The sequence below is a fragment of the Modestobacter italicus genome, assembly GCF_000306785.1.
GTDB classification, from domain to species: domain Bacteria; phylum Actinomycetota; class Actinomycetes; order Mycobacteriales; family Geodermatophilaceae; genus Modestobacter; species Modestobacter italicus.
The window spans coordinates 26,994-38,652 of sequence record NC_017955.1 but is presented as its reverse complement, the minus strand read 5'-3'; the positions used below and the strand labels follow the sequence as shown (position 1 = coordinate 38,652).

Genomic DNA, 11,659 nt, shown 5'->3' with positions numbered 1-11,659 from the left:
CTCGTCCATCAGGGTCTACCCCACCGAGGTGAACGGCCAGGTCAGGGGCGTCACCGGGCCGGGCGCAGCGGGGATCGGCAGGATGGGCGGGTGCCCCTCCCGCGTCGCGCCGCCCTCGCCCTCGCCGCACCCTGGGCCGGCTGGGCGGTGGTCCGCGCGGCCGGTGCCGACCGCGGCTTCCCGCTGGTGCCCGCGACCGCCTTCACCCGGTACGCGGCGGCCACCGGCGTGCTCCCGGTGGCGGCCGGCGTGCTCGCCCGCTCGCGCAGCGCCACCGTGCTGGCCGCCGGCGCCACCGCCGTGCTGGGCGGGTCGGTGCTCGCCGGCGTCCGCCGGACGCCGGGTGGGCCCACCGACGGCCGGCCGCTGCGGCTGGTCTCGCTGAACATGCTGCACGGCCGGGCGGACCCGACGGCCGTCGTCTCGCTGGCGCGGGCCACCGACGCCGACGTGCTGGCGCTGTCGGAGGTGACCCCGGAGGCGGTCACCGGGCTGCTGGCGGCGGGGGTGGCCGAGCGGCTGCCGCACGCGCACGTCGTGCCCGCCGGGGAGGGCCAGCCGGCCGGGGCGGGCGGCGCGCTGTGGAGCCGGCTGGAGGTGCTCGAGCGCTCCGTCGTCCCGGGCCGCTTCGGTCAGCCGGGCGCCCGGCTGGCGGTGCCCGGCGGCGCCGACCTGGAGGTCACGGCGGTGCACACCCACCCGCCGACCTCCTCGGCCGGCCAGGTCGCGCGCTGGGAGGAGGACCTCGCGCTGCTCCCCGACCCGGCGGAGGAGGTGCTGCGGGTGCTCGCCGGCGACTTCAACGCGACCCCGGACCACGGGGCGTTCCGGCGGCTGCTGCGCCGCGGCTGGGTCGACGCGGCCCGGGTGACCGGTCAGGCGCTGCGGCCCACCTGGGCACCGGTCCGGGTGCCGGTGCCCCGGCTGACGCTGGACCACGTGCTCGTCGACCCGCGGATCGGCGTGGTCTCCCTCGCGGTGGTGCACGTGCCGGGGACCGACCACCGGGCGCTGGTCGCCGACCTGCGGCTGCCGCGGCACCGGCCGGGGGGCTGAGAGCCCCGGGCGGCGGGTTCCGCACCACCGCCGCCCGGGCGGTACCGACATGCCCGCTCTCCGCCGGTCTGCACCCGACTTGTGTGACATCTGTGTGAACTGGCGTGTCGCCCGGCGTGGCGTCACCCTGCGGGGGCGCCGGTCACGCTCAGCCGATCCGGACGTCGTCCTGCCCAGCGACCGAGACGATGTCCCCGCGGTGCAGCTGCCGCCCGCGGCGCTCCTCGGGCTCGCCGTTGACCGCGACCTCGCCGGAGGTCAGCACGTCCTTGACCTGGGCGCCGGACGGGACGGCGTCGACCAGCTTCAGCAGCTGGCCGAGCCGGATGGTCTCCTCGCCGGGGCGGAGCTCGATGGTGCGCACGCTCCCGATCCTTCCCCAGGGCCCCGTCAGGCCGGGACGACGGTGTCGCCCACCGCAAGGACACCGGGCCGCGCCACGAGCGCGCCGACCGCCAGCGCCCCACCGCGCTCCCGGTGGATCGTCTTGAGCACCGCGGTGTCCCGGCCGATGCCGCCGGCCTGCGGGCGGGTGGTCATCACGCAGCGCGGCACCCGGCCGACCACGTCGAGCTCCGCGGTGCCCAGCCGGACGTGCCGGCCCACCAGCTCGTCCTCCCCGGCGCCGTCGAGCACCACGTTGGCCCGGAACCGCCGCCGGTCCCAGCCGCCCAGCGTGCCGGTCGACACCAGGGTGACCCGGGCGTCGGCGTTGTCGTGGAAGGCGCCGTCGGCCCCGGCGAAGGGGTCCCAGCGGGCGGCCTCCTCGTCCTCGGCGTCGTCGGGGTTCTCGTAGCGGCGGGCACCGTGCACGGCGGTGGCGGGCCGCAGCTCCACCGGCCGGCCGGCCCAGCGGGAGAGGACCGCGTCGTCGGTGGTGGCGGTGCCGTCGGGCAGCACCACCTCCGCCGTCCCGTCCGGGCGCAGCCGGCCCGCGGCGAACAGCAGCTCGGGCACCCGGCGGGCGGTGAGCCCGAAACCGGTCCCGACGTCGAACAGCGCCCAGCCGCGGTCTCCGGCGAGGCCCTCGGCGCCGACCTCGGCCCGCTCGACCCGCTCGCCCAGCAGCGACTTCACCGGGAACCGCCACAGCTCCCGCACCCGCAGCCCGCTCACGCCGGCGTCCAGCCCAGCGTCCAGGTGCCCGACCACGTCCCCTCCGGCGCCAGGACGACGAGGTCGGTGCCGTCGGCCAGCGCGCTGGGCGGGCAGGTCATCGGCTCCACGGCCACGCTGCGCCGGCGCTGCCCGGCCGGCAGCGTGTCGCCGGTGTAGACCTGCAGCCACGGCCAGGACCGGTCGACGGCCAGCTCCAGCGCACCGGCCGGCCCGCGCAGCTCGACCCGGGCCCAGCCCTCGTCGTCCCGGACCAGGTCGGTCACCGGGTCGTCCAGGGCCCGGTCGCCGATCCGGCCGACCGCGCCGTCGAACGGCCGGCTCTCCCCGGTCGGCAGGCCGCCGTCGACGACCATCGCGGTGCGCGCCGGGACGGTGAGCTCGGCGTCGGCCACGCCGCCCTCGGCGGCCGCGCCCACGTGCAGGTAGGGGTGCATGCCCACGCCGAAGGGCGCGTCCTCGCCGCCTGCGTTGCGCACCCGCACGGTGACCGTCAGCAGCTCGGGGCCCAGGTCGTAGTCGATGGCCGCCGCCAACCGGAACGGGTAGCCGGCCCGCGGCTGGAGGACCGTGCCGACGGTGACGCCGGCCGGCCGCTCGTCCAGCACGGCCCACGGCTGCGCGGACAGCAGCCCGTGCACGGCGTTGGGGGAGGCCGCGCTGACCACGTCCAGCTGCAGGTCCGCGCCGCGCCAGCGCCAGCGCCCGTCCCGCAGCCGGTTCGGCCACGGCAGCAGCACGCCGCCGCGGCGCCCGGCCGGCACCGTGCCGGCGGGGTAGCCGTCGAGCAGCTGCCACTCCCCGACCGCGAGCTCGCGCAGCCCCCCGCCGCGCAGGTCGACGGCGAGCCGGGCGCCACCGGCGGTCACCTCGGCGTCGAGCGGGGTGCTGGACGGCCAGCGCGGGTCGAGCGGCATGGGTCCTCCTCGGGGCGGTCCCGGACAGCTCAGCACAACGCCGGGTTCCACGTGGAACCGACCGACTGGTGACAGACGTCAGTGGTCACCGGACCCCTCGCGGCAGCAGACTGGTGCTGCGACCGACCGAGGAGTCCAGGATGCCCGAGTCCCACCTGCGCGCTGCCGATGCCGACCGAGCCGCCGTGGCCGAGGTCCTCGGCGCGCACATGTCCGCCGGGCGGCTGACCGTCGCCGAGTTCGACGACCGGCTGTCCCGCGCCTACGCCGCCCGCACCTACGGCGAGCTCGACCAGCTGACCGCCGACCTGCCCGGGGTCGAGCCGGCCCCCGCGCCCGCGCCGGCGGTCCAGCCGGCGGCCGCCGGGTGCGGTGCCCCCGGCTGGGGCATGCACTCGTGGGCGGGGAACTGGGGGCACTGGGGCAGCACGGCCAACGGCATCCGGGCCGCCTGGGCCAGCTGGCTCGCCACGGCGGTGGTCGTGGTCGGCATCTGGGCGCTGACCTCGCTGGGCACCGGTGAGTGGATCTACCCGTGGCCGGTGTGGGTGATCGGCCCCTGGGGCGTGGTGCTGGTGGCGCAGACCCTCGGGGCGGCGCGCGGGCCGGGCCGGGACCGGCAGCGCGACCGGCGCTCGGAGCGGCTGCCCGGCTGACCTGCCCCCGGACGCAGCGGAGCGCCGGGACCTCTCGGTCACCGGCGCTCCGACTCGGTGGGCAAGGGGGGAGTTGAACCCCCACGTCCTCTCGGACACACGGACCTGAACCGTGCGCGTCTGCCATTCCGCCACTTGCCCTGGCGAGGGAGAACAGTATCAGCCGGTCCGGGAGCCTCCGGCCCCACCCCCGGACAGCCCGCCGGCACCGCTCCCGGCGCGGCCCGCGAGGCCCGCGGCGTCCCGCTGGTAGACAGTGCGCGGGACACGGCCCGGCAGAGATCGCCGGGGCGTCCTGCGCTTCCCGACCGGTCCGGCGACCCTCCCCCGGTTACGATCAGCGCTCAAGTGCAGTGGGAGGTCAGCCGAGACGCGAGGGAGCGACTGTGGGTGTGCTGCAGCGCTTCGAGCGACGCCTCGAGGGCATGGTCGGCCTGGCGTTCGCGCGCGTCTTCAAGGGCAAGGTCCACCCGGCGGAGATCGCCACCGCCCTGCAGCGCGAGGCCGACGAGCAGCGGTCCGTGCTCGGCGGCGGCCGGGTGCTCGCCCCCGACCTCTACGTCGTCACCCTCGGCCCGGTCGACCACGACAACCTCGCCGAGTGGTCCGAGCAGCTGGCCGGCGAGCTCGCCGACATGGTCACCGAGCACGTCGAGGCCGAGGGGTACCAGACCTTCGGCGACGTCCAGGTGCGGCTGGAGCGCGACGAGTCGCTGCGCACCGGGGTCTTCGAGGTCGCCTCGCACGTCACCGGCGGCAGCCAGCACCGCACCGAGGTCGCCGCGCCGCCGCCCCCCGCCGGCCGCCCCCCGCTCCCACCGCTGCCCTCGATGCGCACCGGGTCGACCGACACCGGCGCCCAGGACCCCCCGCTCGCCGGCCGCGCCGGTCACCGGGTGGCGCACGTCCTGGTCGTCGACGGCCCCGGCACCAAGCACGTGCTGGAGCAGGGCAGCAACGTGCTCGGCCGCGGCACCGAGGCCGACATCCGGCTGCCCGACACCGGGGTGAGCCGCAAGCACGCCGACGTCCAGCTCGCCGGGGGCGTCGTCACCGTCGAGGACCTCGGCTCCACGAACGGGACGCTGGTCAACGGCCGGCGGGTCGGCCGGCAGGACCTCGCCGACGGCGACGTCATCCGGATCGGCCACTCGGTGCTGGTCTACCGGCAGGACGGCACATGACCCGGTCCGCGACTCGGCCCCGGGCGGCGGGCTGATGGCGGAGATCGTCCTGCAGGCCTTCCGCTTCGGTTTCCTGCTGCTGCTGTGGTTGTTCATCTTCGCCGCCTTCCGGGTCGTGCGGGCGGACCTCCTCGGCGGTCGCGCCGGCCGGGTCGCCTCCGTCCCGCCGCGGGCCGCCGCGGTCGGGCGCAAGCGCGGCAGCCGCGGCCCCAAGCACCTGGTCGTCACCGCGGGCCCGCTCTCGGGCACCCGCATCACCCTCGGGGAGCAGGCGATCCTGATCGGCCGTGCCGACGACTCGACCCTCGTGCTGACCGACGACTTCGCCTCCTCCCGGCACGCGCGGCTCACCAACCGCGGCGGCCAGTGGTACGTCGAGGACCTCGGCTCGACCAACGGCACCTACCTCGACCAGCAGCGCGTGCAGGGTCCCCTGCTGGTCGGCCCCGGCCAACCGATCCGGATCGGCCAGACCGTGCTGGAGCTCCGTTCATGACGCTCGTCCTGCGCTACGCCGCCCGCTCCGACCGCGGCCTCATCCGCGGCACCAACCAGGACTCGGTGTACGCCGGTCCGCGGTTGCTCGCCGTCGCCGACGGGATGGGCGGCCACGCGGCCGGTGACGTCGCCAGCAAGGTGGTCATCGCCGCGCTCGAGCACCTCGACGACGACGCCCCCTCCGGCGACCTGCTGCAGGCGCTGCGGCAGGCGGTCTTCGACGGCAGCGAGCACCTGCGCGAGGTCATCCGCGAGGCGCCGCACCTGGAGGGCATGGGGACGACGCTGACCGCGGTCCTCTTCGCCGGCGGCCGGCTCGGGCTCTGCCACGTCGGGGACTCCCGGGCGTACCTGATGCGCGACGGCGAGCTGGCCCAGATCACCCACGACGACACGTTCGTGCAGACCCTCATCGACGACGGCCGGATCACCGAGGAGGAGGCGAGCAGCCACCCGCAGCGGTCGCTGCTGCTCCGCGCCCTCAACGGCCAGGACGTCGAGCCCGACCTGTCGATGCGCGACGCCCGGGCCGGCGACCGCTACCTGCTGTGCTCCGACGGCCTGTCCGGGGTGGTCACCTTCGAGACCCTCGCCTCGGCGATGCGCGACCCCGACCCGCAGGCCACCGCCGACCGGCTGATCGAGCTGGCGCTGCGCAGCGGCGGTCCGGACAACATCACCTGCATCGTCGCCGACGTGGTCGAGGACGACGGCCGCGGCGCCCTGATCGACCCGGTCGTCGACGGCGCCGCCGGGGACAACCGCGGTCAGCGCGAGGTCGACCCGCGCTCGGCGGCCGGCCGGGCCGCGCTCGCCGACCCGCAACCCGCCCAGGCCGGCCCGACGGTGGGCACCACCTCCCCGCCGGTCCGCCGGCGCCCGCTGCGGACCGTGCTCGTCTCGCTGGCCGCCCTGGTGGTGCTCGCCGCCGCGGCGGTGGGCGGCTACCTGTTCGTGATGGGGCACTGGTTCGTCGGGGTCGCGGAGACCGCCGACGGCAACGAGGTCGCCGTCTTCCAGGGCCTGGACACCTCCATCGTCGGGGTGGACCTGTTCCGGCTCGACGAGGCGACCGGCCTGGCCACCACCGACCTCACCCAGGCCGCCCGCAGCCGGGTCACCGGCGGCATCACCGCCTCCGACCGGGACGACGCCCAGCGGATCCTCACCAACCTCCGCGACCAGCGGCTGCCGCCGTGCCGCACCACCCCGAGCACCGCGTCGAGCACCAGCTCCGCACCGGCGCCCTCCCCCACCCCCGAGCCCGTCCCGCCGGTCGACCCGGCGGTCAGCGCGGCGCCGACCCCACCCCTCCCCACGCCGTCACCGGCCACGACCACGAGCTCGGCGACGAGCACGGGGGCGTCCCGCACCGGGACGCCGGGAGTGGACTGCCGGGAGGCGGACTGAGTGGCCCGCCCGACACCGCCCGGCGGCCCCTCGTGACCGGTCCGGGGACCGATCCGCGGGCCACCGCGGCCGGCACCGACCCGACGCCGACGCGGCGGGGGACCGAGCTCGTGCTGCTGGCGTTCGCCGTGGTCATCACGCTGGCCGCGCAGTGCATCGTCGACCTGACCGTCACCGACTCGCTCAGCCCGGAGCTGGCCACCTTCGGCACCTGGTTCACCGCGCTGTGGGTGGTCGCCCACCTCGTCGTCCGCAGGTTCGCGCCCTACGCCGACCCGCTGCTGCTGCCCTGCGTGGCGGTGCTGATGGGCCTGGGGCTCGGGATGATCCACCGGCTGGACATCGCCGGGGACCAGCTCGGCGGCAACAGCTCCGGCGAGGACGCCCCGGTCCAGCTGCTGTGGGCCACCGTCGGGCTGGTGCTCTTCGTCGCCGTCGTCGTGGTGGTCCGCGACCACCGCGTGCTGGCCCGGTTCGCCTACACCCTGGCGCTGGTCGGCCTGGTGCTGCTGGCCATCCCCGCGGTGCTGCCCAACTCGGAGATCAACGGCGCCAAGCTGTGGATCCGGGTGGCCGGCTTCTCCATCCAGCCCGGTGAGTTCGCCAAGATCTGCCTGGTCGTCTTCTTCGCCGCCTACCTGGTCGACAAGCGGGACGTGCTGGCGCTGGCCAGCCGCAAGGTCGCCGGCCTGGAGCTGCCCCGCGGCCGCGACCTGGGTCCGGTGCTGCTGGCCTGGGTGGCCTCGATCCTGGTGCTGGTCTTCGAGCGCGACCTGGGCAGCTCGCTGCTGCTGTTCGGCATCTTCGTGGTGATGCTCTACGTCGCCACCGAGCGCGCCAGCTGGCTGGTCATCGGCGTCGTCCTGTTCTCCGGTGGCGCGTTCGTGGCCTACCAGGTGTTCGGGCACGTGCGGGTGCGGGTGGACACCTGGCTGGACCCGTTCGCCTACGTCGACACCGGCGGCTACCAGATCGTCCAGTCGCTGTTCAGCCTCGGCACCGGCGGGCTGTTCGGCGCCGGCCTGGGCGGCGGGCGCCCCGACCAGGTGCCGGTGGCCAAGAGCGACTTCATCGCCTCGGCGATCGGCGAGGAGCTCGGGCTCTTCGGCCTGGTCGCGGTGATCGTGCTCTACCTGGTGCTGGTCGAGCGCGGCCTGCGCACCTCGCTGGTGGTCCGCGACGGCTTCGGCAAGCTGCTCGCGGCGGGCCTGTCCTTCGCCGTCGCCTGGCAGGTGTTCGTCGTCCTCGGTGGGGTCACCGGGCTGCTCCCGCTGACCGGCCTCACCACCCCGTTCCTCGCCTACGGAGGCTCGTCGCTGGTCGCCAACTTCGGTCTGGTCGCCCTGCTGGTCCGGATCAGCGACGCCGCCCGCCGGCCGGTCGCGCCCCCGCCGGCCACCCCGCCCCGGCTGACCGACGCACCCACCGAGGTCGTGCGCCCGTGAACGCCCCGCTGCGCAAGGTCGCCATCAGCGTGCTGGTGCTGTTCACCCTGCTGATCGTCAACGTCAACATCATCCAGGTGGTGCGCGCCCAGTCGCTGCGGGAGAACCCGCGCAACACCCGGGTGCTCACCGAGGAGTACGACCGGGAGCGCGGCGCCATCGTCGTCGCCGGCAACGAGATCGCCTCCTCGGTGTCGACCGGTGAGGCGCTGGACTACCTGCGGCAGTACCCGCAGGGCCCGCTGTACGCGGCGGTCACCGGCTACTACTCGGTCGTCTTCGGCAACACCGGGCTCGAGCGGGCCGAGAACGACGTGCTGGCCGGCACCGACGGCCGGCTCGCGCTGCGCCGGCTCGGCGACATCCTCACCGGCCGGGACCCCTCGGGCGGCAACGTGGAGCTGACCCTGGACCCCGCGGTGCAGCAGGCGGCGATGGACGGCCTGCAGGGCGTCACCGGCGCCGTCGTCGCGCTCGACCCGTCCACCGGCGCGATCCTGGGCATGGCGAGCACGCCGACCTACGACCCGAACCGGCTCTCCAGCCACGACCCGGCAGACATGCGGGCCTACGCCGACGAGATCCAGCCCGACCCCGGATCCGGCGCGGCCGACCCGCTGACCAACCAGGCCATCGACGAGCGGTACTCGCCCGGCTCGATCTTCAAGCTGGTCGTCTCCGCGGCCGCGCTGGCCTCCGGCGACTACACCCTGGAGACCACCGTGCCTGCACCGGACCTCTACACCCTGCCCGGCAGCACCAACGAGCTGGAGAACTACAACGGCGAGAGCTGCAACGGCGGCGCCGACCAGTCGCTCATCGACGCGCTCACCATCTCCTGCAACACCGCCTTCGCCGAGCTGGGCGTGAAGCTGGGCGAGGACCGGCTGCGCGACATGGCCGAGGCCTTCGGCATCGACGACGAGGGCTTCGACGTCCCGCTGCCGGTCAGCGGCAGCACGCTGGGCGACATCGAGGACGACGCCGCGCTGGCGCAGAGCTCGATCGGCCAGCGGGACGTGCAGCTCACCCCGCTGCAGGCCGCGATGCTCTCCGCCGCGATCGCGAACGACGGCACGCTGATGAAGCCCTACCTGGTGAAGTCGATCCAGGCCCCGGACCTGTCGGTGGTCGACCAGACCGACCCGGAGGAGATGGGCCAGCCGGTCTCCGCCGAGGTGGCCGGCGAGCTCACCCAGATGATGACCAGCGTCGTCACCGACGGCACCGGCCGCAAGGCCCGCATCGACGGCGTCCAGGTCGCCGGCAAGACCGGGACGGCGGAGGTCGGCACCTCCGGTGACGACGCCGCACCGCACACCTGGTTCACCGGCTTCGCCCCGGCCGACGACCCGCAGATCGCGGTCGCGGTGTTCATCAAGAACGGCGGGCAGAGCGGCACCGAGGGCACCGGCACCGGCGGCGACGTCTCGGCACCGATCGCCAAGTCCGTCATCCAGGCCTACCTGGACGCCCAGGGAGCCGGGGGCTGATGGCCGTCCGCGTGGGCAGCCTGCTGGCCGGCCGGTACGAGATCACCGCACCCATCGCCACCGGCGGCATGGGCGAGGTGTGGAAGGCGCGCGACCGCACCCTGGGCCGCACGATCGCGGTCAAGGTGCTGCGCAGCGAGTACACCGGCGACTCCAGCTTCCTCATCCGCTTCCGCAACGAGGCCCGGCACACCGCGGCGCTGTCGCACCCGAACATCGCCTCGGTCTACGACTACGGCGAGACCACCGAGGACGGCCAGCGGCTGGCCTACCTGGTCATGGAGTTCGTCGAGGGCAAGCCGCTGGTCACCATCCTGGCCGAGCGCGGCCGGCTGACCGCCGAGCAGACCCTCGACGTCCTCGGCCAGGCCGGCGACGGGCTGTCGGCCGCGCACGCCGCCGGCATGGTGCACCGCGACATCAAGCCCGGGAACCTGCTGGTCCGCCCGGACGGCGTGGTGAAGCTGACCGACTTCGGCATCGCCTACGCCCGGGACGCCGCACCGCTGACCCGCACCGGCATGGTCGTGGGCACCGCCCAGTACCTCTCCCCGGAGCAGGCGCAGGGGCACGTGGTCACCGCCGCCTCCGACGTCTACTCCCTCGGCGTCCTCGGCTACGAGTGCGTCGCCGGCGTCCGGCCCTTCGACGGCGAGTCCCAGGTGGCCATCGCGCTGGCGCAGATCAACCGGCCACCGCCGCCGATGCCCGCCGACGTCCCCCGGCCGGTGAAGGCGCTCATCGAGCGGGCGCTGACGAAGGACCCGGCCGGCCGGTTCCCCGACGGAGGCGCGTTCGCCCTCGCCGTCCGGCAGGTGGCCGCCGGTGGCACCGTGCCCCCGCCGACGGCGATGACCACCGTGCTGGGCGGCGACGACACCGCCACCGCGATGATCCCGGCCGGCGCGCTCACCTCCGGCGGGGCGCCGTCGACCGCACCGCGCACGATGCCGCCGTTGCACGGCACCCCGGTCGACGACGACCGGGCGTGGGACGACGAGGACGTCGACGACCCCGCCCGGCGGCGGCGCACGCGGCTGATCTGGGCGGCGGCCGCGCTGACCCTGCTGCTGCTCGTCGGCGTCGGGGTGGCCGTGGCGCTGTCCGGCGGCGGGAGCGGGAACGGCGGCGGCAGCGCGGCCGCCACCGGCACGAGCGCGACCAGCCGCCCGGCGGCCAGCACCAACGCCAGCGGCGGGATCGACTTCGACGTCGCCTCCTACGTCGGGGAGGACGCCGACGACGTGCAGGAGGAGCTCGAGGGGCTCGGGCTGGAGGTGCGCCAGGCCGACGCCACCGAGGAGCAGCTGCAGGCGGTGACCCAGGACCTCGACGAGGGCACGGTCGCCACGGCCGACCCGGCCCAGGGGCCGTTCGAGCCGGGCTCGCTGGTGACCCTCTACGTCACCGGCGAGGCGTACACCCCCGAGGAGGCCGAGGTCACCGAGACGACGGCTCCCGCGCCGACCTCCGGCGCCCCGACCAGCGCCGCCCCGACCGCCACCGGCAACGGCGGTGGTGGCGCGAGCGGCTCCCGCAGCAGCGCCTCGGTCTCGAGCACCCGGTCGACCGCGAGCTCCTCGGTGGTCGTCCCTCCGCCGACGACCACCGCGGCCACGTCGCCGCCGGCCACCACGTCGGCGCCTGCCCCGACCACGACCGCCCCGTCCACGCAGCCCACCGAGGCGACCACCGACGTCCCCGCCGTGGAGGACGAAACCGCTCAGATCGACCTCGTGGACACCGAGTGACACACCGGTACCGCGGCACTCGCGTCGCGCCGGTCGGGGCAGGGCCAGCGATTAGGCTCCCCGACGGCGTGGCGACCCCCGTCCTGCCCGGACCGGAGCCGCGCGCCGCGCACCCGCTCGCCCGAGAGGACCC

Annotated in this window: 11 protein-coding genes and 1 tRNA gene; 8 read left to right on the top strand and 4 right to left on the bottom strand. The window is 75.5% G+C overall.

Features of this window, described 5'->3' with window-relative positions; genetic code table 11:
• Positions 1 to 90: 90 nt before the first annotated feature.
• Positions 91 to 1,056, top strand: a complete 966-nt coding sequence (locus tag MODMU_RS00230) for an endonuclease/exonuclease/phosphatase family protein (protein ID WP_014738123.1) — start codon at positions 91 to 93, stop codon at positions 1,054 to 1,056.
• Positions 1,057 to 1,204: 148 nt separating this feature from the next.
• On the opposite strand, the gene MODMU_RS00225 is transcribed toward MODMU_RS00230, so the two are convergent.
• The 3 genes from MODMU_RS00225 to MODMU_RS00215 are packed head-to-tail and all read right to left on the bottom strand — an operon-like array spanning position 1,205 to position 3,089.
• Positions 1,205 to 1,420 carry an RNA-binding S4 domain-containing protein gene (locus MODMU_RS00225; protein ID WP_014738122.1) on the bottom strand — a complete coding sequence of 72 codons (216 nt, stop codon included), beginning with the start codon at positions 1,418 to 1,420 and terminating at the stop codon, positions 1,205 to 1,207.
• Between the two features lie 26 nt (positions 1,421 to 1,446).
• Positions 1,447 to 2,208, bottom strand: coding sequence for an MOSC domain-containing protein (locus MODMU_RS00220; protein WP_231851732.1), 762 nt, complete (start codon positions 2,206 to 2,208; stop codon positions 1,447 to 1,449).
• Positions 2,169 to 3,089 (bottom strand): aldose epimerase family protein, encoded by a 921-nt coding sequence (locus MODMU_RS00215; RefSeq protein WP_014738120.1) that lies wholly within the window; start codon positions 3,087 to 3,089, stop codon positions 2,169 to 2,171. The genes MODMU_RS00220 and MODMU_RS00215 overlap by 40 nt, the downstream gene beginning before the upstream one ends.
• Positions 3,090 to 3,229: 140 nt before the next feature.
• Here MODMU_RS00215 and MODMU_RS00210 point away from each other — a divergent pair, with 140 nt between their 5' ends.
• On the top strand, positions 3,230 to 3,745 hold the full coding sequence (locus tag MODMU_RS00210) for a DUF1707 SHOCT-like domain-containing protein (protein WP_014738119.1): 516 nt from the start codon (positions 3,230 to 3,232) through the stop codon (positions 3,743 to 3,745).
• A gap of 58 nt (positions 3,746 to 3,803) precedes the next feature.
• On the opposite strand, the gene MODMU_RS00205 is transcribed toward MODMU_RS00210, so the two are convergent.
• Positions 3,804 to 3,886: transfer RNA gene (locus tag MODMU_RS00205), tRNA-Leu, on the bottom strand.
• A 245-nt stretch (positions 3,887 to 4,131) separates the two neighbouring features.
• Between MODMU_RS00205 and MODMU_RS00200 the strand changes: the two genes are divergently transcribed.
• From MODMU_RS00200 to MODMU_RS00175, 6 genes are read left to right on the top strand one after another with little or no spacing between them, the layout of a single operon-like run.
• The gene (locus MODMU_RS00200) at positions 4,132 to 4,929 is read left to right on the top strand and encodes an FHA domain-containing protein (RefSeq protein WP_014738118.1); all 798 of its coding nucleotides are present in this window, start codon (positions 4,132 to 4,134) and stop codon (positions 4,927 to 4,929) included.
• Positions 4,930 to 4,963: 34 nt separating this feature from the next.
• Positions 4,964 to 5,425: an FHA domain-containing protein FhaB/FipA gene (locus MODMU_RS00195; RefSeq protein ID WP_014738117.1), complete on the top strand. Its 462-nt coding sequence runs from the start codon at positions 4,964 to 4,966 to the stop codon at positions 5,423 to 5,425.
• Positions 5,422 to 6,837: a PP2C family protein-serine/threonine phosphatase gene (locus MODMU_RS00190; RefSeq protein WP_014738116.1), complete on the top strand. Its 1,416-nt coding sequence runs from the start codon at positions 5,422 to 5,424 to the stop codon at positions 6,835 to 6,837. The genes MODMU_RS00195 and MODMU_RS00190 overlap by 4 nt, the downstream gene beginning before the upstream one ends.
• 32 nt (positions 6,838 to 6,869) lie before the next feature.
• On the top strand, positions 6,870 to 8,282 hold the full coding sequence (locus tag MODMU_RS00185) for an FtsW/RodA/SpoVE family cell cycle protein (RefSeq protein WP_014738115.1): 1,413 nt from the start codon (positions 6,870 to 6,872) through the stop codon (positions 8,280 to 8,282).
• Positions 8,279 to 9,775: a peptidoglycan D,D-transpeptidase FtsI family protein gene (locus MODMU_RS00180; RefSeq protein ID WP_014738114.1), complete on the top strand. Its 1,497-nt coding sequence runs from the start codon at positions 8,279 to 8,281 to the stop codon at positions 9,773 to 9,775. Before MODMU_RS00185 ends, MODMU_RS00180 begins: the two co-directional genes overlap by 4 nt.
• A complete protein-coding gene (locus MODMU_RS00175; RefSeq protein WP_014738113.1) occupies positions 9,775 to 11,526 on the top strand; it encodes a serine/threonine-protein kinase in 1,752 nt (583 codons plus the stop codon). Before MODMU_RS00180 ends, MODMU_RS00175 begins: the two co-directional genes overlap by 1 nt.
• Positions 11,527 to 11,659: the final 133 nt, after the last annotated feature.

Excerpts from the sequence above, each read along its gene's own strand:
- MODMU_RS00215 (WP_014738120.1), bottom strand. The coding sequence starts at position 3,089 with ATGCCGCTCGACCCGCGCTGGCCGTCCAGCACCCCGCTCGACGCCGAG.
- MODMU_RS00190 (WP_014738116.1), top strand. The coding sequence starts at position 5,422 with ATGACGCTCGTCCTGCGCTACGCCGCCCGCTCCGACCGCGGCCTCATC.
- MODMU_RS00210 (WP_014738119.1), top strand. The coding sequence starts at position 3,230 with ATGCCCGAGTCCCACCTGCGCGCTGCCGATGCCGACCGAGCCGCCGTG.
- MODMU_RS00195 (WP_014738117.1), top strand. The coding sequence starts at position 4,964 with ATGGCGGAGATCGTCCTGCAGGCCTTCCGCTTCGGTTTCCTGCTGCTG.
- MODMU_RS00175 (WP_014738113.1), top strand. The coding sequence starts at position 9,775 with ATGGCCGTCCGCGTGGGCAGCCTGCTGGCCGGCCGGTACGAGATCACC.